The sequence below is a fragment of the Mycobacterium sp. E1386 genome, assembly GCF_001672745.1.
Classification (GTDB): Bacteria; Actinomycetota; Actinomycetes; order Mycobacteriales; family Mycobacteriaceae; genus Mycobacterium.
Genome location: NZ_LZKH01000072.1, coordinates 1 through 20,192, shown reverse-complemented (window position 1 = coordinate 20,192; position 20,192 = coordinate 1). Strand labels below are relative to the sequence as shown.

Sequence of the window (20,192 nt, the reverse complement as noted above, 5' to 3'; positions counted from 1 at the left end):
CGCTACCTGGACACCGGGGCGATGTACCGCATGGTGACACTGGCGGTGCTGCGCGCGGGCATCGATCCGGCGGACGCCGAAGCCGTCGGGCGGATCGGGTCGACGGCACAGCTGTCGGTGGACGGCGATCGCTACTTCCTTGCCGGAGAGGATGTTTCGGTCGAGATCCGCGGTGACGAGGTGACCCGCGCGGTGTCGGCGGTGTCGTCGGTTCCGGCCGTGCGCGCCCGCCTCGTCGGGCTGCAACGCGAAATGGCCGGGCGGAATGGAAGCGTCGTCGTCGAGGGACGCGACATCGGAACCGTCGTCCTGCCCGACGCGCCCGTGAAGATCTTTCTGACCGCGTCCGCCGAAACCCGCGCGCGGCGCCGCAACGATCAGAACGTCGCGGCCGGGCTGGCCGGCGACTACGACGCGGTGCTGGCCGACGTCCGTCGGCGTGATCATCTAGATTCCACCCGGGCGGTGTCGCCGCTGCGCGCCGCGCCCGACGCGGTGGTCGTCGACACCAGCGAGATGACCGAGGCGCAGGTGATCGACCACCTGCTGGAGCTGGTCCAGCAGCGAAGCGGGGCCGTACGGTGACGTCCGACGGCACCTGGACCGACGAAAGCGATTGGGAATCGGTCGAATCCGGGCTCGAAGAGCTGGCCGAGGCCGGTCCCGCGCCCGTGGTGGCGGTGGTAGGCCGGCCCAACGTCGGCAAGTCGACACTGGTCAACCGGATCCTGGGCCGGCGCGAGGCGGTGGTGCAGGACATTCCCGGGGTGACCCGCGACCGGGTGTCCTACGACGCGCTCTGGACGGGCCGCCGGTTCGTCGTGCAGGACACCGGCGGATGGGAGCCCGATGCCAAGGGTCTGCAGCAGTTGGTGGCCGAACAGGCGTCGGTGGCCATGCGGACCGCCGATGCGGTGATCCTGGTGGTCGACGCCACGGTCGGGGCCACCGCGGCCGACGAGGCCGCCGCCCGCATCCTGCTGCGTTCGGGCAAGCCAGTCTTCTTGGCGGCCAACAAGGTTGACAGCGAGAAGGGCGAGGCGGACGCGGCGGCGTTGTGGTCGCTGGGCCTCGGCGAGCCGCACGCCGTCAGCGCGATCCACGGCCGCGGCGTCGCCGACCTGCTCGACCAGGTGCTGGCCGCGCTGCCGGAGGTGTCGGAGGCGGCGCCCGCACCGGGTGGCCCTCGACGCGTCGCGCTGGTCGGCAAACCCAACGTGGGGAAGAGCTCGCTGCTGAACAAGCTGGCCGGGGACGAGCGCTCGGTGGTGCACGACGTCGCCGGGACGACCGTGGACCCGGTGGACTCGCTGATCGAACTGGGCGGCAAGGTGTGGCGGTTCGTCGACACCGCGGGCCTGCGGCGCAAGGTCGGCCAGGCCAGCGGGCACGAGTTCTACGCCTCGGTGCGCACCCACTCGGCGATCGACTCGGCCGAGGTGGTGGTGGTGCTGATCGACGCTTCGCAGCCGCTGACCGAGCAGGACCAGCGGGTGCTCTCCATGGTGATCGAGGCCGGCCGCGCCCTGGTGTTGGCCTTCAACAAGTGGGATCTGGTGGACGAGGACCGGCGCGAGCTGCTGGAGCGCGAGATCGACCGCGAGCTGGTGCAGCTGCGCTGGGCGCAGCGGGTCAACATCTCCGCCAGGACGGGCCGCGCGGTGCAGAAGCTGGTGCCCGCGATGGAGACCGCGTTGGCATCGTGGGATATGCGCATCCCGACGGGCCCGTTGAATGCGTGGCTCAAGGAGGTGGTGGCGGCCACGCCGCCGCCCGTGCGCGGGGGCAAGCAGCCGCGCATCCTGTTCGCCACCCAGGCCACCGCCCGCCCCCCGACGTTCGTGCTCTTCACCACGGGGTTCCTGGAGGCCGGCTACCGGCGCTTCCTGGAGCGGCGGCTGCGCGAGGCATTCGGCTTCGAGGGCAGCCCGATCCGGATCAACGTGCGGGTGCGCGAAAAGCGGGGAGCCAAGCGGCGCTGAGCTCTGGCTCTTTGGGCGGCCTTCCCGGACCAATCGGGGATTCCCGAATTCGATAACACCGGCGATATCAATTCCATCGCTGTCCCACGATACGGGGTGTGAAAGCTACATCACAGGAATATTGCGTTGACTTTGCCTTCGGCCGGTCCGTATTTTTCTTGTATAGCGGGTTAGTAGACCCGCAATGCGGGATTCGGAGGAATCGTGAACGTCGAACAGGAAGCGCCCACCGCCGCGCGCTTCAGCGTCGAAGGCAAGTCGATCCTGGTCACCGGGGCCACCGGCGCGTTGGGCAGCGTCGCGGCCCGGGCACTGGCCGGCGCCGGGGCCCGGCTGACGCTGACCGGCGGCAACGCCGCAAAACTGGACAACCTCGATATCGACAATGCCGCGGTGGTTGCCCGCCGCCCCGACACCCCGGCCGACGCCCGCGCCATGGTGGAGGCGGCGCTCGCCCGGCACGGCCGGCTCGATGGCGTCCTGGTGGCCTTGGGCATGAACCACGTCGCGCCCATCACCGAGATGGCCGTCGAGGATTTCGACAAGGTGATGGATGCCAACGCGCGGGGCGCCTGGCTGATCTGCCAGGCGGCCGGACGCGCGCTGCTCGAACAGGGAACGGGCGGCAGCGTCGTGCTCGTCTCGTCGGTGCGGGGCTCCCTCGGCCACCCCGCCGGCTACAGCGCCTACTGCCCGTCCAAGGGCGCCACCGACCTGCTTGCCAAAAGCCTGGCGGCCGAGTGGGGCGCCGCGGGCATTCGGGTGAACGCGCTCGCCCCAACGGTTTTCCGTTCGGAGCTCACGGAATGGATGTATGCCGACGACGAGAAGGGCCGCGCCACGCGCGAAGCGATGTTCGCCCGAATCCCGTTGCGCCGCTTCGCCGAACCCGAAGACTTCGTCGGCGCGCTGATCTACTTGCTCAGCGACGCGTCGAGCTTCTACACCGGCCAGGTGATGTACCTGGACGGCGGATACACGGCCTGCTGAAAGGAACCGCGATGAGCATGAACTGGCCGCTCGGCGAGGCCGAGTCGAAGCTGGAGTTCTACGACCTGTCGCACCCGTGGGGACACGGGGCACCGGCCTGGCCGTACTTCGAGGACGTCAAGATCGAGCGCCTGCACAACATGGCCAGGAGCCGGGTGCTGACCCAAAAGGTCACCACCGTAATGCATTCCGGCACGCACATCGACGCGCCCGCACACGTCGTGGAGGGCACGCCATTCCTGCACGAGATCCCGCTGAGCGCCTTCTTCGGCACCGGCGTCGTGGTGTCGATTCCCAAGGGGAAGTGGGGCGTGGTCACCGCGGAGGACCTGGAGAACGCCACGCCGGAGATCCGGCCCGGCGACATCGTCATCGTCAACACCGGTTGGCATCACAAGTACGCCGACAGCGCCGAGTACTACGCCTACTCGCCCGGCTTCTATAAGGACGCCGGCGAATGGTTCGCGGCCAAGGGCGTCAAGGCCGTCGGCACCGACACCCAGGCGCTGGATCATCCGCTCGCCACCTCGATCGGCCCGCACGGCCCCGCCGAACACACCGGCGGTCTATTGCCTTGGGCGGTAAAGGAATACGAGGAGCAGACCCGTCGCCGGGTGCTCGACGATTTTCCCGAGTGGGAGCCATGCCACCGCGCGATCCTGTCTCAGGGGATCTACGGCTTTGAGAACGTCGGCGGCGACCTGGACAAGGTCACGGGCAAGCGCGTCACCTTCGCGGCGTTTCCGTGGCGCTGGGTGGGCGGCGACGGCTGCATCGTGCGGCTGGTGGCGATCGTCGACCCCACCGGCAGCTACCGGATCGAGACGGGGGAGGCGGCGTGAGTTCCGACGGCGCCGGCATTCAGGTCATCGCCCGCGCGGCCGAGATGCTGCGGCTGCTGCAGGCGCACCCGGGCGGGCTCAGCCAGGCCGAGATCGGCGACCGGCTCGGGATGGCGCGCTCCACGGTCAGCCGGATCCTCAACGCGCTGGAGGACGAAGGCCTGGTCGCCACACGCGGGGGCCGCGCCGGGTACCGGCTGGGGCCGGAGATCGCGCGCATGGCCACCACCGTGCGCCTCGGCGTCGTGATGGACGTGCACCCGTTCATGGAGGAGTTGTCACGGGAGCTGGGGGAGACCGTCGACCTATCGATCCTGGACGGGGACCGCGCGACGTTCGTCGACCAGGTGGTCTCGCCGCACCGGTTGCGCGCGATCAGCGCCGTGGGCGAGTCGTTTCCCTTGCACTGCTGCGCCAACGGCAAGGCCCTGCTGGCCGGCCTGCCGCCCGAGCAGTTGCCGAGCCGGCTGGCGCCGCTCACCCCGAACACCATCACCAGCCCGGCGGCGCTGCGCAAGGAGCTCGAGCGCGTTCGCGCCGAGGGCGTCGCCTACGACCGCGAGGAGCAGACCGAGGGCGTCTGCGCTGTCGGCGCGGCGCTCAAGGGCGTGACCGGGCACGCGGTCGCGGTCAGCGTGCCCGTGCCGGCGCAGCGGTTCTATGGCAGGGAGGCCGAACTCGCCCGGGCCTTGCTGAACTGGGTCGACGAGGTCGCCGCCCGGTTGGGGAAGGTCGATTAGCGGAGTGGCGGGTCGTCTGCGGTAGGCTTTCGACCTGCTGCCGCCGATGCGGGCGGCATCCGGGCTGTGGCGCAGTTTGGTAGCGCACTTGACTGGGGGTCAAGTGGTCGCAGGTTCAAATCCTGTCAGCCCGACGCAGATCAGAGCTTGTTTTAGCCTGGATGAATAGCTTGTCCTGGACGGTTTGACGCCAAAAGTGACGCCAACGAGCGAATAGAATGCGCGTATGGCGACAGGGGTGGCCAACCGTCAGCGGAGTTATCCGCTCCTAAGTTGATCATCGATTCTGAAGCCAGCGTCCGGGCCGTCTAGTCGATGATTCGTCATGTTGCGGCATTCTCCGTATAGCTGGAGCTTCCCTCTGCCACTGGCGGGGTCCTGCGTCATGACCGCGACGACCCCATCCTTATTCAGAACACGACCGTATGAATGCCAATCGGGTGGGGGGCCGTCGTTCCATCCGTGGGCCACCATCGTCGCAGCGATTCGCTGAAAGAATGTATTCGGGTCGGCGGTGGATGGTGGGCCGTCAGTCTGGCCGTTTGGCAGGGTGAAACTCATTGATACGACGCCTCTGTAGGGCGGATCGCCTTGGTCATTGCAGGACGAGTAGTCGAAACGTCCTGCGGGATCTTGTAGTTGAGCGTATTGGGCAATTTGCTTGGCGGGCTCGATGACTTGGTCACGTGTCTGTTGATCGGACAGCGGGTTGGCTGGATGGTCAATGTCCTGGCGATGTGGATTCACGAAAGAACACCCTCCCAATGCGAGTAGCGCCAATGCCTGCAACAAGACCCGTAGTCCCCACCAGGGCGCGTCGCGGTCGTCATCGCGGTCGGTAGCCGAGGTATTGGTGGTCATTTTGGATCGTGGTGCGCGGACGGTCGTGTTCTGGATCGATGTAGGCCGGTATACCCGGTATCCGGAATGGCCCGATGTGGGGCTGGCGTCGACCATCGGCAATTAACCCATCCTGTTGTAGCTGGCCGGAGTGGCCGCTTGCGATATCGGTGAGGCTGCGCAGCGACTCGCTGCCCATGTCGTAGTAGTGGGAATGGTCGTGGCGGTTGATGTCTTGAGAGCCCATGACTTCGGCATGAAAGCGGATCGAGCCGTAGCCCTCGCCCGCCGGGTCTCGGCCCAGACCGGCATCTAACGGTATGGGTATGCCGTGATCGTTGAGCTTTTGTTTGAGCCACTGTTCTGGCATGCCGCTGCCTTCACCGATCCAACTGACCGGGTCGGTGGACGCTGCTCCGACGTAGACATGTCCTCCGTCGAGATGGAAGTCGGCGGCGCTGTGGGCCAGATCGGTTCCGGGGCAACCGAGTAGTACCGCGTCGTTGGCGTGCATGCTGCTGTGAGCGAAGGCGTCTGCGACTGTGGTTGAGCCGTAGGAATGTCCGATTACGGTGATGTGCTCGGGCGTCAGGCTGTTGTGGGTGACCCAGAGGCCGTTGACATCGGCGGCGAGCAGGTCCCCGCCTGACCTGGCGAGGCCGGGTGTGCTGACGCCTTGGATATCGCCGAAGCCGTGCGGTGCTTCGTACCCCATCCAGGCGATCACGGAGGTGTAGTGATGGCTGGGATCGGCTGCCAGGGACTGGTCGTAGAGGTTGATGGCGTCATCGTGGCCAGACATCCATCCCTGATACACACTGCTGCCGGTACCGGGCACGATGACGGCGGTGTTGCGGGCGTAGTCGGGATTGCCGATGGCAATTGCTGCCTTGCCCCAGCCGTTGAAGGCTTCGGGGTCGTAGGCCCACAGCATCACCGGTCTTGAGCCGTCGGTGTTGTGTGCCCGGTCGTATTCGAGACCGTCGCGGGTTTTCACGGCGTTGCGGTACCGAGTTACGTCGGTGGCTGTGAGCCCATATTTACCGGGATTGGTGAAGAGGTCGTTGTCGAGGTTGCCGCGTGCGTCCCGGGTAAGGTTGTCCGGTGACAGACCGTGCTGCCGGGCGGCGGCCTCGACCCGGTTGATGTCATCGTTCATGACCGCCTGGTTGACCGCATCGCGGGGGATAGCGTCGATTCCGTTGAGGTTGCCGAGTTCTTTCGGGTGTTGCGCGATCAGCTGGTCTCTTTGCTCTTGGCTAAGCGAGTTCCACCACTTCTTGACGTCTTCGGGGTTGGTGGTCGGCGGGGGGATTTGGATTTGTTCGGGTTCGCCCTGCGCGTCCACCGGTGCGAGAGGCTTGGGGTCAAAGCCTTCGGCATGCAAATTGCCCAGTGACTTCTGCAACGTCGTCGAGTAGCCGTTACGTATGGAGTTGAGCTGATGGAGAGCATTCCGGGTGTCATCGACGGCGTCGGCTTTGGCGTCATTGATCAACGATTGGAGTTCACTCCTGGACTTCGCGTCGAGCGCGGGATCTTGGAGGTCCTGGGTCGCCGCGCCGATGATCTTGTCGAGCAGCTGTAACTGACGTTCCAACGCGGCGATTTCGGCGGCACCGCCCTTTTGCGCCTCGGCCAACGCGGCGGCGATATTTTCCAAGTCAGCGCCGATCTTCGGCAACTGCTCAGACTGCGCGCCGAGCGATTTGATCGTGCGCTGCACTTCATCGGAGCGGTTGATTGGGCTTGGGCTGCCGTCTTGGTGGTTCCAGGCAGCGTTGAAGCGTTGCTGGGCCTGAGCGAATGCATGCTCGGCCTCGGCGGTAGAGCGTCCAGCGCCGTGGAAGGCTTCGGCCAGACGCTCAATCTGGGCCGGGCTACCAGCCTGCAGAGTCCGGTTGACCTCCCACGGATCACCGCCGGCCCCCGCAACCAGCTCGGCGATGGTGAGATACTTCAGCTGCATCGAGTCGTCCGATACTTGGCGTCTCGGTCACCCACATCGCTGGACATTACTAGGGCTCTTGCTTAAAAGGGCTCGGTCGAGCGAGGTCGCACCCGTCCAGTTGCCACCATGACCGCTCGTCTAGTAATTGATCGATCAGCTGGGTACTCGGGGTATGGCAATTCAATTCCCGGGCTACGAACCACGCGCGTGCTACTAGCCGAAGCTCACCATCGATACCCCAAGGTCGCGCATACGCGAAGCCTATGTCTAGGACCCGATGGCAGTAGGATCGTCGGGCCGTCGCGGTTGCTGTCCTCCCTCGCCGGAGCTGGGCGCCATCACATGCGCCATACGTTTCGCTTCTACCCGGTCCGTCAGTTCCTTGAGAAAGGAATAGACCCCCTGCAAGGGAAAACGGAAAGGTTCATCCGTGGTCTTGCGCAGGACGGCGCAGGCGAGGCTGTCCCGGATGCCCGGATTGGCGCCGACGAACTCGGCGGTGATTTGGCCGGGGATTATCGGCATCATCATGGTCTCGCTCGACAGGACGGCTAGCAGGATCTCATAGCCGTTCGCGGTGGCCAGGTCGTGGAAGAACCCTGGCTGGATGTTGTAGAAGCCGTGGTCGATCCATCCCAGGCATGGTGTCCAGTGGATCATCACGCCGCCTGGGGCGGTGTGATCATGAATCGCCTTGTAGCAATTGGCCTGATTGAAGACGTGCTCGCTCGTGCCGTTGTTGATGCAGACGTCGAACCGTGTCCCAAGGTCGAAGGGCAGGTTGAGATCCTGCTGCAGACGGTAGTCGTTGGGCGGGAGCAGATCGATGGCGTTGTAGCTGCGGAAGTCGAACAGGGCTCGGTAGATGCGTTTGGCGTCGGCATAGATCTGCGGCATACCGTCGGGCGCCGGCTCGGCGAGCAACGCGTCGCGCCGTGGCCCTTCTTCGAGAAGGATCGGGATCGCCTGCGCCACATCGATCATGGTCTCGGCCTCGCCGAATTCAAGGATGCGGCCTTGCTGAGGAAGCAGGCCGCGGCGCGACGCCTCCAGGAGGAAGCTGAGCTCGGTATTGGTAATTGCCATCACAAAGTCGGGCTCGGAACACGGCGACGCATGCTGGCTATCCTATGGCGCCTCGCCCGGCGGAGAATAGCCTCGGCTCCGGCCGCCAATACGCCGGGACGAACCGCTGCGCTGAGGCGCCCTGTCCCGCAAGCTGTTCGGACGCATCGCGGGCCACCCCCTGGCGATAACCGAAAAGGTTGTCGTGCGACGCGCTCACCGGCGCAGGATGATGACTGTCATGGACGCTGAACTGCAACGCTGGCTGGCGGCCGGCGAGTACTTCGACTACCTCGGCTTCGACATCTTCTACCGCATCGAGGGCAGCGGACCGCCGCTGCTGCTGATCCACGGTTATCCGTTCAATTCCTTTGACTGGGCGCGGATCTGGCCCACGCTGACGCAACGGTTCACCGTCATCGCCCCCGACATGATCGGCATGGGGTTCTCCGACAAACCGGTGGCCTACGAGTACTCGGTGGGCGACCACGCCGACATGCACGAAGCCCTGCTGTCCCACCTGAACATCAGCAACGCGCACATCCTGGCCCACGACATAGGTGATTCCGTGTGCCAGGAGATGCTGGCCCGTCACGAATTCGATCAGCAAGCCTATGGCGCGCTGCGCATCGACTCCATCACCTGGCTCAACGGCGGAATGTTTGTCGAGGCATACAAGCCCAGAATGGCGCAGAAGCTGATGTCTGGCACGCCGTTGGGCGACGTCTTCAGTCAAGTGCAGGGCAGTCCGGTGTCCCGTCGGCTGCTGGAGCCCACGCTGCGCGAGATGTTCGGCCCGAACACCAAGCCGACCCGGCACATGATGGACGTGTTCAACCAGATCTTGGACTACAACGATGGCCGGCGGGTGCTGCACAAAGTCGGCCGGTTCATCAACGATCGCTACGCACACCGAAACCGGTGGGTGCGCGCGATGCGGCAGACCGCGGTTCCCATGCGATTGATCGACGGGCCCATCGACCCCAACTCCGGCGCGCACATGGCGCGCCGCTATGCCGAGGTCATTCCCGAACCCAATGTCGTGATGCTCGCCGACGACATCGGGCACTGGCCGCAACTGGAGGCACCCGAGGCGGTGTTGACGCACTTCCTCGCCCACATCGACCGCGTCTCGTCAGGTTGAACGCCTCGCCGGCGGCTAATCGTGATGCGGCGGTCGCTCGTCGCGGAGCCGGGCTTCGTCCGACGCCGAGCGCATCTGCTCCTCGTCGCCGAACCTCTCCAGATCCTCGGGCGTGGTACGCACCCGAGGCGGCTTCGGCACGGCCCGGGACGGGCGCGGGGGTTCGGTGGGCACGACGCGATTATCCGCCCGCGGGTCTACGGCTGAAAAGCCGGAAGAATAGTGCCGGAATCGCGGATCTCCCAGATGCTGGCTTTGGTGATGCCATCGAAGTTGATCTTGTTCAAGGTCTCTCGTGAATACGTGAGGTCGATGGCGACGTGAGTCGCGGTGTTGCCGTACGGGTCGGTCATCGGGAAGGTGCCTTGCACGTTCACCGCGGAAGCGTCGGGATACGTCGCTCTCGCATATCTGAGGATGTCGATGGTGTCCGTCCGCGCACCGTCTTTGATCATCTGTTCGGTGTAATTGTCACGAATGGCGAATCGGGCGTTGACCACGTCGCCGTTCGGGCCGGGTGCGGTGGTGAAGGTGACTCCGTCCGGCTTCTTGGGGCCGGGCGGTGTAGTCGGCGCAGCCTCGGTCGGCGGTCCCGCTGTGGCCGAACTGGTCGGGGTCGATGGGGCGTCCTTCTTCTGGTCGAAAACCCAGGTCTTCCCGACGATGATGAGCAGGACGAGGAAGCCCAAAGCCGCGAGGGCCAGGGCCGCCTTCCCGGGAGTCTCTTTCTTCGGCGGTTCTGCGGCGAACGCCCACTCGCTGGTCCAGCTGGTGCCGTCGAAATACCGTTGTAGCCCGTGACCAACCCCCGCCGGGTCGGGGTACCAGCCCGGCGCCGATTGGGGCGGCGGCGGCGCCTGTTCGAATGGCATCTATCCATTTTCGTCGTGAATGAGACCTCTCGGCTACCCGCCGCGGGGGCCGCTCGAAACGGGCCCCGTTTGGTGCGCTCGCCCCTCAGTCCTCGCGGTCCGGTTCGGTGAGTTCCGGCGCGTTCTCACGCGTCGCCATTCCACCTTCGCCGCCCTGATCCGCGGGACCGGGTCGGCCCCCCTTTGGCTCGTCCTCGTCCTTCGAATGCCTGCCCATCGCAACCTCCTTCGTCGCTAAGGACTACCCACGCCTCCGGCGATGTGAACTCGAGATGGCCCCGGCGTGACGACTCGGCGTGGTCGCGGACATTCGACGCGCCGGTACGCCCGGAGCGGGCTATGAATCTAGGGGTGAGCAGCCACCAGGTGAACCTGACCCAGCAGGAAAGCTCGTTGATCGGCGAGAGCCATCCCGAGGCCCTCATGCGCATGGACGAGAAGTCGCTCAAGGATTTGCAGAGCCGGCTCAGACAGGCGCGCGACAAGAACTTCAGCTTGTTGCGGCGCCGGGGTGCGGCTCGGGTGGAGGCCGAAGGGGCCCGGGGCTCCGCCCAGCCCGCGAACGAGAAGCGCGGCGAGAAGGTGCAGATCTTCGACGAGGCACTGGCCCGGGTGAGCGAGCGCCTCGGCCAGCTGTGAGCCCGCGGTCCGGTGTAGGACTACGAGTGTGATGAACACCCAGGAGTTGGCCCGGGAGCTTGGCCTCCCCGGGGCCCAGAAGCTGCTCTCCGGCTCCATGGCCAGGCTCGCCTACAACGGGCACGATGGCTTCCCGCGCGTCATCCCGGTCGGGTTTCACTGGACCGGCGAACGCATCGTCGTCTCCACCGCACCGACCTCGCCGAAAGCGCCCGCGCTTTCGGCACGTCCGCAGGTGGCACTGACGATCGATTCGGGCTCCACCCCGGAAGAGGCGAAAGCCCTCCTGGTACGCGGGCTCGCCACACTGCAAACCGTCGACGGCGTCACCGAGGAGTATCTCGCGGCGGCGAGGAGCTCCATGGACGGCCCGCAACTCGCCGAGTTCGAACGCAACGTGCGGTCGACGTATAAGCAGATGGTGCGCATATCGGTCGAACCGCTATGGGCGCGGTTCTATGACTTTGGCGCCGGGCGGTTACCCGCGTTCCTCGCGGACCTCGTCAACGAGGGCTAGCCAGCAATACACCTTGACCACGCGGGGCACCGCATGAAAGATCGTGGTTTAGATACCGCATCTGTTGGGGGGTGCACCGCACATGACCGCACGTCACCTACCCCATTTGCTTGTTTCCGCCGTCCTCGCGGCGGCGGGCGTCAGCGCTCCGGTCCTCGGTTCTGCCATTCCGTTCGCTGCTGCCGATCCATGCCCGGACGTGCAGGTGCTGTTCGCGCGCGGCACCGATGACCCGCCGGGACTCGGCGCGACCGGACAGGCATTCGTCGACTCGCTGCGGCCGCGCGTTGGCGCAAAGTCGCTCGACGTCTATCCGGTCAACTATCCCGCCACCCACGACTGGACGAACGCGGGCGAGGCGGGCATCAGGGACGCGGGCGCGCATGTCGTTTCGACGGCGCACGACTGCCCCAACACCAAAATGGTGCTCGCCGGCTATTCCCAGGGCGCTGCCGTGATGGGGTTCGTCACCTCGGCGGCCGTGCCGGCTGGGATCGATCCGGCCTCCGTGCCCAAACCGTTGGACCCCGAGGTGGCCAACCATGTCTCGTCGGTCGTGCTCTTCGCACTGCCAAGCGAGAAGGCGATGAACTTTTTGGGCGAGCCGCCGGTCGTCATCGGTCCGCTCTATCAGGCCAAGACCGTCCAGGTATGCGCCGAGGGTGACCCGATCTGCTCCGACGGAATGAATTTCGCCGCACACGACACGTACTCGACCAACACGGCGATGATCGACCAGGGCGCGGCGTTTGCGGCCAGTCGTCTTGGCGGCGGTCCCGGCGGTCCCGGCGGTCCGGCGGCTGGCGCTCCTGGCGCACCGACGACCGCCGTCGGGTTCCCCGCCGCTCCGGGTTGATCCCAGCCCGGCCTTGTGTGAATGCCAACGCGCACAAGTGATTTCGATTCTGGAGTCGATCGGGCGGCGGTGTGGCGACTTCACATGGGCGCGAGCATAATCGGGTTGTGGAATCCCGCGGCGACATTGGAGCCCGTTTTCGCCGACTCCATCAACAGGGGTGTTTTCTCATCCCGAATCCGTGGGACGCCGGTTCGGCAATCGCGCTTGCAAAGCTGGGCTTCCCTGCACTGGCCACCACGAGCGCCGGACTCTGCTTCGCGCGCGGTCTGCCCGACACGGTGACCGCGCTCTCCGTCGACGAGGCACTGAACAACATCGCCGAAATAGTGGCCGCGGTCAGCGTGCCCGTCAATGCCGATTTCCAGGCCGGCTATGCCCGAAGTCCGGACGAGCTGGCGCACAATGTGGCGCGCTGCGTGGCCACCGGCGTGGCCGGCCTCTCCGTAGAAGACGGCACCGGCAACGCCGGCGCGCCGCTCTTCGAGCTGGCCGAGGCCACCGACCGCGTCCGCGCTGCGCGTTCCGCGATCGACGATTCGGGAGCCGACGTCATGCTGACCGGCCGCGCGGAATGCTTCCTTTACGGCCACCCCGATCCGCTCGCCGAGGCCATCCGGCGGTTGCAGGCTTACGGTGAGGCGGGAGCCGAGGTGCTCTTCGCGCCGGGGATCCGCACCCGAGAGGACATCGCCACTCTCGTCGACGCCGTGGCGCCATATCCGGTCAACGTTCTGATGTCTTCCGACACGGGGCTGACGGTGACGGACCTCGCGCAGTTAGGGGTGCGACGGATCAGCGTCGGCTCGGCTTTCAGTCGGGTCGCGTGGGGTGCGTTCCTGGCCGCCGCGCGGAAGCTGATCGAGGACGGCTCCTTCGAGGGACTCACCGGAGCCGCGAGCTTCGACGAGCTGAATACGCTGTTCAGCGAATAGGGTCGCGGCGGCGAGCTACCGGGCTTTCCGGAGATCGACGAGCGAGTTCTTCAGTCCACCATCCAGTCGGACCTGGACGGCCGCCACGGCGACCATCACCCCAGCGGTCAGCAGGTGCACCACCGCGTCGGTGACGTTGTTTGGGAAGGTGAAGACGTAGGCCACCTGATGTGAGAAGAACGCCCAAATGCCGGGCAGCGCACCGGCTATCGCGGCGAGCAACAGATATAGCACGGCCCAGGACTTGCGCAGCGCGAACACCAGACCGGGAGTAAACAGCGCGAGACCGGCGACGGCGTGCCAGCCGTTGTAGTCCATCCCGAGCAGCTGAACGGTCGGCGCGGTAGGACCGGTCGCGAAGCTGGGATTGACGACGAGGCCGATCACGGCCTGAATGACGTGAAAAGCGCAGATGATCAGCAGCCCGATCTGGGCGAAACTCCACCTCACGTTGCACCCCCTTGTGCGCGGCCCTATACCCGGATACTACGCCCCGTAGTAGAAGGTGGTCAATGGAAGCGGGGCAGCGACCTGCCACCGAGTCTTGCGGAACGCAAAGGCGTGGAACGAGATTGGCTACGCCGTGCTGTTGCGCTCGATCCACTGAGTAAGTGCGTCCTCAACCGCGGCCGCGACGTCCACACCGGCGCTGTTGGCGGTTTGCTCAAATCGCTCGACCAATTCGGTGCGGACTGAGGCGCCCAACTTCATGCGCGGTGGTTTTGGCTTCGGCGGCAGCTCGACCGGCACGTGCCGCGCGATGGATGCGTCGATGATTTCGCGGAGTGCCGGCATCTCGTCGAGCATTCTGGCGAGATCAGCGCGTTCGATGCGCAAGACCTCGGCCGGCCCGATCGTCGTAACGGTCGCGGAACGCAGCTTCCCACGGTGGAGCGCCGATTCGCCGATCACCTCGCCCGGACCCAGGACGGCGACGCGGTCCCGGCCGACATAGACGCCGACCTCCCCGCTGAGCAGGATGTAGCAGGAGTCCGACGGCGTCTGCTCATGAATCAGCGGCAATGGGGCCGACGTCGAAGTGCGATGAGCCGCTCGGGCGAGCCGCTGCAGGTCAGCATCGGAGAACTTATCGAAGGTGCCGTACTGGCGTAACCGGCGAGCGTCTTCCTCATATTGCTTCTCGTCGGCCTTCATGGCGGCTCCTGACGTGCGATGTGACGCTATATCGAGGAGCGTAACGCGGATTTGCCATACCGATGGCAGAAGATTGCGACGTAATCTACAGCCGGCCCGACCATACGTGGATGCGGCGAGCGGCTGTAGTCAGTTGCGCCCGGGGAGCCTCATCACCGCGCGCACAACGGGAACTAGCGACTTCTGCCACAGCGTCCCCGGAATGCCAAGCGGCGGATCGAGATTGAACACGCGCGCGGTCGCGATCGTCTGCGATTCGGTGTACTTCAACAGACCCTCGGGTCCGTGCCGGCGACCGACACCGGACTGGCCCATCCCGCCCATCGGGGCGCTGAGGCTGCCCCATGCGAACGCGTAACCCTCGTTCACGTTCACCGTCCCCGACCGCAACCGGGCGGCGATCTGCTCGCCTTCCGTCGACGAGCCGGCCCACACGCTGGCGTTGAGCCCGTACTCGGTGGCGTTGGCCTTCTCGACGGCTTCATCCACGTCGGCGACGGGGTAGATCGACACGACCGGCCCGAACGTCTCGTTGGCCGCACACTCCATCTCCGGCGTGACGTCGGCCAGCACCGTGGGCTCGTAGAACAGCGGCCCGATGTCGGGCCGCGCCTTGCCGCCCGCAATCACCTTGGCGCCCTTGGCTTTCGCGTCGTCTACGTGGTCGGTCACCGTGTCCAGCTGATCCGCGGAGATCAAGCTGCCCATGTCGACCGAGAAGTCGTACGCGGTCCCCAGCTTCATGTTCCGCACCGCCGCGCCGAACTTGCCGACGAAGTCGTCGGCGATGTCCTTCTCGACGTAAATCCGCTCGATGGAGATGCACAACTGGCCGGCGTTCGAGAAGCACGCGCGGGTGGCCGCCTTGGCGGCCTTGTCGAGGTTGGCGCCACGGGTGACGATCATCGCGTTCTTGCCCCCGAGTTCGGCCGAGAAGCCGATCAGCCGACGGCCCGCGTGTTCGGCGAGCTGCCTGCCGGTGGCGGTCGAGCCGGTGAACATCAAGTAGTCACAGTTGTCGATGATTGCGGTGCCCACCACCGAGCCCGGCCCTGGCACGATCGCGTAGAGGGCTCGCGGCAGGCCGGCCTCGTACAAGAGCTCGGCACACGCCAGCGCGCAATACGGGGTCTGGCTGTCCGGCTTGAGCACCACCGCGTTACCCGCCAGCAACGCCGGCACCGAGTCGGACGCCGTGAGCGTCATGGGGTAATTCCACGGCGAGATCACCCCGACGACACCCTTGGGCTGGTAGACCACGGTGGTCTTGCCGACAGCCGGCAGCAGCGCCTGCACCTTGCGCGGCTTGAGGAGGTCGGCGGCGACGCGCACGTAGTAGTTCGCGTTCGCCATGAGATCGACGATCTCCTCCTGCGCCGCCCAGCGGGCCTTTCCGGCCTCGGCTTGCAAGAGATCCATCAGGAACTCGCGGTTGTCGACGACCAGGTCGCGATAGCGGCTGATGACGTCGATGCGCTCGGAGACCGGGCGGCTCGCCCAGTCGGCCTGAGCCGCCCGTGCCTCGGCGAATGCCGCTTCGACGTCTTCGGCCGTGCCGATGGGAATCGTGGTCAGCGGTTTGCCGGTGAAGACCTCGTCGATCGTCTTGGTCTGGCGTGCGGCGGCGTCTTTGATCGCGGCGAGCTGACGCAGGCGGTCGAAGACCTCGGCTGACGGTGCGGGCATGTCGTTACCTCCCCTATGAGCACAGCGTCCAGGCCACCAGCCTATCCGTCTGGATTGCTTGCGGTTGCCTCGGTCGGCGTGGCGTCATTTCGGTTCGACGTCCTCCGGCTCGGAATCAGTTGCGCCACAACACTTACCTGAGCGCGTGCTCGAGCTCGTCCGCGTAGCGGTCGGGATCGACCAGGGCCGCGACGTGCCCAAGTTCGCCGAGGCTCATGACCTCGGGGCGGCGCCCGAACAACCGCTCATACCGCGTTATATCCCGCGGGCTTTGGGTCGGATCGTTCTTGGCGCTCAATACCACGACGTCGCCTCGCCACCCCTCGAACGCGGCGGGGCTAACGATGCGTCTGCGGATGACGTCCGCGGCGACGCTGAAGTGCGAGACCACGTCGGACCGGCGCAACTCGTCATGCACGACGGTGCGAATGACCTCCGTCATTTCGGTCCGTGTGGGTTGCGGGAGTTGGTGAGCCAATCGAGCCAGCCCGACGGACACCAGGTTCTTGAGCATCGCTTCCGGCAGCACGCGCGCGAGCAGGATGAACAGTTCCTCCGCAACAACCCACGGCCGAGCGAAGTCCGCGGGTCCGGAGCTCGACAGAACGAGGCGCTGAACGGCGTGTGGGCGGTGCGCGAGATACGCCTGTGCCAGCATCCCGCCGTACGACTGACCCACCAGCATGACGCTGTCGGTGGATTCCGTACGCAACACTTCGTCGAACGCGGCCATGAACTCCGCGATAGTCAGGACAGGTGGGTAATCGGGGGCGATGACGGCATGCCGAGTGGCAAGCCTTTCGAGAAACGTCGACGCGACGGCGGCCCGACGCAATCCACCCGTCAACCACAGGACAGTCGGTCCCGTGCCGAGTCTGTAGTAGCGCCACGGGACGCTTCCGACGACGACCTGTTTTCCGTGCTCGCACGCAAAGCGCTGCATCTGACCTGAAACGCTCATCGCCGAGGTGCCTCCATCGCACGCGCTGTTGTCCAGCCCGGTAGCCGCACTCTTCGATCGAGCATCCCACGGGCACACCGAAAATCCTCACGGACCTTTCGCGAACAGGGGGCGGGGCGCTCACGAGCGCCCATAAGCGACCGCCATCGTCAGAAAGAGCACTGCCACGAGAAGGAATATCGTCGCCACCGGGTCGATCAGCTCGAATAGCATGGCAGCACAATCATCTCGGGCCCAAAGCGCTAGACACTGCAGGCTTCCCGGCCGGCCGACAGTTCATACCGGCGAGGTGGGTACCGTATGGCACCGCGTCCACGAGCGTGACGGTGAGCCCGACACCATGGGGTAGCACATACTTGCGCCGCTCACCGGGACGTGCCCCCATGATGGCCGCACCCAGCGGGGAATTGACCGAGTACACCTCCACATCGCCGTACTCGGCACCACGCGCGCCCAGCAGGAACGTCTCGATGTCACCGGTGTCGTCGTAGCGGACGGTCAAGACCATGCCCGGTTCGGCGATTCCGTCGTCGGGTGGATCCTCTCCGACGACGGCGTTGACCAGCAGGTCATGGATCCGTTGGATCCTCAGCCGCCGCGCGCGCTGGACGGCCGCGGCGCTCTCATCGGCGGCATCGCCAAACGCGTTGCCGTCAAACGACTCCCGCAGGGTGGCCAGCTCTTGCTGGAGCCGCGCATAGGCCTCCGGCGTTAGCCACGCGGGTTGCACGCTAGTCATGTTCGTTTCCCCTTCTCTCGATGGCGGTCAATGGCTGCCGATCAAGCGGCCGCTTAGCCGCGTTGGGCGGCTGCATCCGTTGCGCGCGTGCGGCTTCCGATGCATCCCGGTACGGAGTGGCCTTGAGCAGAGTCACGAGCTGGCCCTTGTCATGCGGAATCGCGTAGATGCGTTGCTCACCGGGACGAGCACCGGCGATGCACCGGCCCAGCGGCGATGCCATGGAGTACACCGTGACGTCGGCGTCTTCGGCGCCGCGCCGGCCGAGCAGCAACGTTTCCGTTTCACCGCTGGCGTCGTAGCGGATCGTCACCACCATGCCCGGGCCCGCGATCCGTCCGACTGCGGGGTTGCCACGCACCGCGGCCGTCGCCAGCAGGTCCTCGATCTCGCGGATGCGTTGTCGTCGTGCCGCGGGGCGCGCCCCGCGGATCCCGCCGTAATCCATTGTGTCGTCGGGGACTTCGACGCTGCGCTGGGAGCGCAGCGCGGCGAGTTCGTCCTGCAGTCGGCGGTAGTGCTGCGGCGTCAGAACGGCGGGCGTGCAACTGCTCATCGCGTAATTCCTTTACTGCGTAGGGATGTCGTCAGAGGCGGGCCGGCGTGTGGCAGCCGCCCCTGACGACCCGGAGCCCGTGAGGGGCAACGTGCGTCGGAGCCATCGCGCGGGTCGCGGTGGGTAATTCCATGGTGGTCCGGGTGGGCGCTGAGGCGTTTGCCCGAATTGGACAACGCCGGTGTTCGTCATTGTTCCGAGCCGACAGCGCAGGTTCCTTGCGGGCGCTCGCTGCGGGACCGGGTGCCCGATCGGTGGTGCCGCCATCAGCTCACCGTTGCCCGATGACACGGTCGAAGTCGCGCTGCCATCCGGCGTAGCGCGCTCGGTCGAGGGCGTGCTGGGCGCCGGCGAACGAAGCGGCCGCCGTGAGGCTTACGGCACACCAGATCGCGACGGCGATCGTGACCGCCTGGTCCCGGGGCGACAAATCCGGTCGGGTCACCGGCGAGCCCTGACCGTCGACCCAGATCTCCACGTCGTCACCGACTTTGGCCGCGGGGGGTGCGGCGATGTCTCCAGTGCGCTCGGCCCCGGCAAAATCCCAGCGGGCAGGCATCTGGACTGTCCGGCTGTCGAATTTTCGCGGGGAGCGGCTGTCCCCGACGACAGTCGCGGTCACCGTGCGGCGCGTCTGGACCTGCTCCGCGTAGAGGCGGCTGCGAGAGTCATGGACCGCGGTGCCGATGGCAGCGGCGATCGGCACGGTGAACAGAGACACCGCGACGGCCAGCACCAGAAGCAGCGCCTCCACCCGGTCGCTTGCCCGCAGCAGCGGGTTGCAGCCGAACAGCCGAGAGAACAGCCTTCGCGGAAAGGGCACGGTGAAGGTCTCCAGCGCGGCGTGGTCGCCGGGCCCGGGCTGGCACGGCGGTCGATCATCGTGACGCGGGCTAGTCATCGGATGTCCTATCGACGGATCGGGAAAGGCCGTGGGTTTCTCACCTCGATGGTGGCGCGGGTGGATGCCGCACGGCTTGCCGAAGTCCGACAATGGCGTCGCCGCTCGTTGTCGGATTACGACAGCGTTCGCTCAATCGATATCGGTGGCCGCGAGTTCGATCATCATGGCCAGCCGCTTCTTGGCGTCATCCAACGGGAGATTGGTGATTTCGGCCATCTTGCGCAGCCGGTAACGCACCGTGTTTTCGTGTACTCCCAGACGCTCGCCGGCTTCGGCCGGGTCGCCCAGCGCCTCGAGCCACGCCCGCAGGGTGGCGAAGTAGTCGGTTCCGTGAGCGCGGTCGTGTCGGCCCAGCTCGGCCACGGGTCCACGGGTCGGAGACCGGCCGGCTCGCGCCGCGGTCCGTAACCGCTGCAGCAGGATGTCATCCCACGATTCGTCGTAGGCGGGGGCCGCGGATCCGGGTGACGACTCGTGCAGCGCCAGGCATTCGTCGGCGCCAAGCGCGACACCGCCCTACTGCTGGCGTTCGAGCGCGCCACCGCCGGGTTCGGCTGGTCACGGCCCGGTCGCAGCGCCTTGGCAGGCAACACCATCTACACCGTGCTGCCCGGAGAGCAGGCCGCGGTGGCGCGCCGCTGGGTCACCGGTCTCGAAGCGGCCCTGCCCGAAGGGGTGGCCTTGTTGGCCGGCGTCAGCGGGCCGGCCACGGTGACCGATCTGGCCGCCGCGCGTCAGGAGGCCGACGAATGCCTGGCGCTGCACGAGTCGTCACCCGGATCCGCGGCCCCCGCCTACGACGAATCGTGGGATGACAT

General features: G+C 66.1%; 23 protein-coding genes, 1 tRNA gene and 2 pseudogenes. 12 read left to right on the top strand and 14 right to left on the bottom strand.

Going from position 1 to position 20,192, the window contains the following annotated elements; all coding sequences use genetic code 11:
- The 6 genes from cmk to A5709_RS07660 all read left to right on the top strand — a co-directional run.
- Positions 1–585 (top strand): (d)CMP kinase (gene cmk / locus A5709_RS07685; protein WP_197520099.1); only part of this gene is annotated, 585 nt, incomplete at its 5' end.
- On the top strand, positions 582–1,982 hold the full coding sequence (gene der, locus A5709_RS07680; RefSeq protein ID WP_068119194.1) for a ribosome biogenesis GTPase Der: 1,401 nt from the start codon (positions 582–584) through the stop codon (positions 1,980–1,982). The genes cmk and der, both read left to right, overlap by 4 nt.
- 201 nt (positions 1,983–2,183) lie before the next feature.
- Positions 2,184–2,972, top strand: coding sequence for an SDR family NAD(P)-dependent oxidoreductase (locus A5709_RS07675; RefSeq protein WP_156767992.1), 789 nt, complete (start codon positions 2,184–2,186; stop codon positions 2,970–2,972).
- An 11-nt stretch (positions 2,973–2,983) separates the two neighbouring features.
- A complete protein-coding gene (locus A5709_RS07670; protein WP_068119189.1) occupies positions 2,984–3,814 on the top strand; it encodes a cyclase family protein in 831 nt (276 codons plus the stop codon).
- The gene (locus A5709_RS07665) at positions 3,811–4,554 is read left to right on the top strand and encodes an IclR family transcriptional regulator (RefSeq protein ID WP_068119187.1); all 744 of its coding nucleotides are present in this window, start codon (positions 3,811–3,813) and stop codon (positions 4,552–4,554) included. The genes A5709_RS07670 and A5709_RS07665 overlap by 4 nt, the downstream gene beginning before the upstream one ends.
- Before the next feature lie 60 nt (positions 4,555–4,614).
- A tRNA-Pro gene (locus A5709_RS07660) sits at positions 4,615–4,688 on the top strand.
- A 124-nt stretch (positions 4,689–4,812) separates the two neighbouring features.
- Here A5709_RS07660 and A5709_RS27280 read toward each other — a convergent pair.
- The 3 genes from A5709_RS27280 to A5709_RS07650 form a co-directional block, all read right to left on the bottom strand.
- Entirely contained in the window at positions 4,813–5,415 is a 603-nt protein-coding gene (locus A5709_RS27280; RefSeq protein ID WP_231972165.1) for a hypothetical protein, read from the bottom strand.
- Positions 5,381–7,363: an alpha/beta hydrolase gene (locus A5709_RS07655; protein ID WP_068119183.1), complete on the bottom strand. Its 1,983-nt coding sequence runs from the start codon at positions 7,361–7,363 to the stop codon at positions 5,381–5,383. The genes A5709_RS27280 and A5709_RS07655 overlap by 35 nt, the downstream gene beginning before the upstream one ends.
- A 249-nt stretch (positions 7,364–7,612) precedes the next feature.
- On the bottom strand, positions 7,613–8,431 hold the full coding sequence (locus A5709_RS07650; RefSeq protein WP_068119180.1) for a hypothetical protein: 819 nt from the start codon (positions 8,429–8,431) through the stop codon (positions 7,613–7,615).
- 220 nt (positions 8,432–8,651) lie between these two features.
- Between A5709_RS07650 and A5709_RS07645 the strand changes: the two genes are divergently transcribed.
- A complete protein-coding gene (locus A5709_RS07645) occupies positions 8,652–9,554 on the top strand; it encodes an alpha/beta fold hydrolase (protein ID WP_068119199.1) in 903 nt (300 codons plus the stop codon).
- A gap of 15 nt (positions 9,555–9,569) precedes the next feature.
- On the opposite strand, the gene A5709_RS28380 is transcribed toward A5709_RS07645, so the two are convergent.
- The 3 genes from A5709_RS28380 to A5709_RS29090 form a co-directional block, all read right to left on the bottom strand.
- Complete coding sequence (locus A5709_RS28380) at positions 9,570–9,728, bottom strand: hypothetical protein (protein ID WP_197520098.1); 159 nt, start codon at positions 9,726–9,728, stop codon at positions 9,570–9,572.
- A 23-nt stretch (positions 9,729–9,751) separates the two neighbouring features.
- A complete protein-coding gene (locus A5709_RS07640; RefSeq protein WP_068119177.1) occupies positions 9,752–10,426 on the bottom strand; it encodes a DUF2510 domain-containing protein in 675 nt (224 codons plus the stop codon).
- A gap of 85 nt (positions 10,427–10,511) precedes the next feature.
- A complete protein-coding gene (locus A5709_RS29090) occupies positions 10,512–10,643 on the bottom strand; it encodes a hypothetical protein (RefSeq protein ID WP_255396012.1) in 132 nt (43 codons plus the stop codon).
- Between the two features lie 134 nt (positions 10,644–10,777).
- On the opposite strand from A5709_RS29090, the gene A5709_RS07635 reads away from it, so the two are divergent.
- The 4 genes from A5709_RS07635 (at position 10,778) to A5709_RS07620 (ending at position 13,373) form a co-directional block, all read left to right on the top strand.
- Positions 10,778–11,065, top strand: coding sequence for a hypothetical protein (locus A5709_RS07635; protein WP_068012260.1), 288 nt, complete (start codon positions 10,778–10,780; stop codon positions 11,063–11,065).
- 31 nt (positions 11,066–11,096) lie between these two features.
- Complete coding sequence (locus tag A5709_RS07630; RefSeq protein WP_068119174.1) at positions 11,097–11,582, top strand: pyridoxamine 5'-phosphate oxidase family protein; 486 nt, start codon at positions 11,097–11,099, stop codon at positions 11,580–11,582.
- Positions 11,583–11,664: 82 nt separating this feature from the next.
- Positions 11,665–12,438 carry a cutinase family protein gene (locus A5709_RS07625; protein ID WP_068119171.1) on the top strand — a complete coding sequence of 258 codons (774 nt, stop codon included), beginning with the start codon at positions 11,665–11,667 and terminating at the stop codon, positions 12,436–12,438.
- Between the two features lie 107 nt (positions 12,439–12,545).
- On the top strand, positions 12,546–13,373 hold the full coding sequence (locus tag A5709_RS07620; RefSeq protein ID WP_067948500.1) for an isocitrate lyase/phosphoenolpyruvate mutase family protein: 828 nt from the start codon (positions 12,546–12,548) through the stop codon (positions 13,371–13,373).
- A 15-nt stretch (positions 13,374–13,388) separates the two neighbouring features.
- Here A5709_RS07620 and A5709_RS07615 read toward each other — a convergent pair whose 3' ends face one another.
- The 8 genes and pseudogenes from A5709_RS07615 to A5709_RS29215 form a co-directional block, all read right to left on the bottom strand.
- Positions 13,389–13,823 carry a DUF4383 domain-containing protein gene (locus tag A5709_RS07615; RefSeq protein WP_067948498.1) on the bottom strand — a complete coding sequence of 145 codons (435 nt, stop codon included), beginning with the start codon at positions 13,821–13,823 and terminating at the stop codon, positions 13,389–13,391.
- A 126-nt stretch (positions 13,824–13,949) separates the two neighbouring features.
- Positions 13,950–14,528 carry a cyclic nucleotide-binding domain-containing protein gene (locus A5709_RS07610; protein ID WP_067948496.1) on the bottom strand — a complete coding sequence of 193 codons (579 nt, stop codon included), beginning with the start codon at positions 14,526–14,528 and terminating at the stop codon, positions 13,950–13,952.
- 129 nt (positions 14,529–14,657) lie between these two features.
- A complete protein-coding gene (locus A5709_RS07605; RefSeq protein WP_067948494.1) occupies positions 14,658–16,214 on the bottom strand; it encodes a succinic semialdehyde dehydrogenase in 1,557 nt (518 codons plus the stop codon).
- Positions 16,215–16,347: 133 nt separating this feature from the next.
- A complete protein-coding gene (locus tag A5709_RS07600) occupies positions 16,348–17,061 on the bottom strand; it encodes an alpha/beta fold hydrolase (protein WP_197501098.1) in 714 nt (237 codons plus the stop codon).
- Between the two features lie 337 nt (positions 17,062–17,398).
- Positions 17,399–17,914, bottom strand: a complete 516-nt coding sequence (locus A5709_RS07595; protein ID WP_068012228.1) for a GreA/GreB family elongation factor — start codon at positions 17,912–17,914, stop codon at positions 17,399–17,401.
- On the bottom strand, positions 17,907–18,470 hold the full coding sequence (locus tag A5709_RS07590; RefSeq protein WP_082953563.1) for a GreA/GreB family elongation factor: 564 nt from the start codon (positions 18,468–18,470) through the stop codon (positions 17,907–17,909). Before A5709_RS07590 ends, A5709_RS07595 begins: the two co-directional genes overlap by 8 nt.
- A gap of 271 nt (positions 18,471–18,741) precedes the next feature.
- Entirely contained in the window at positions 18,742–19,371 is a 630-nt protein-coding gene (locus A5709_RS07585; protein WP_068012227.1) for a hypothetical protein, read from the bottom strand.
- 132 nt (positions 19,372–19,503) lie between these two features.
- Positions 19,504–19,872: pseudogene (locus tag A5709_RS29215) on the bottom strand (helix-turn-helix domain-containing protein); the annotation flags it as partial.
- On the opposite strand from A5709_RS29215, the pseudogene A5709_RS07575 reads away from it, so the two are divergent.
- Positions 19,849–20,192, top strand: a pseudogene (locus tag A5709_RS07575) (PucR family transcriptional regulator); the annotation flags it as partial. The pseudogenes A5709_RS29215 and A5709_RS07575 sit on opposite strands and share 24 nt — an antisense overlap.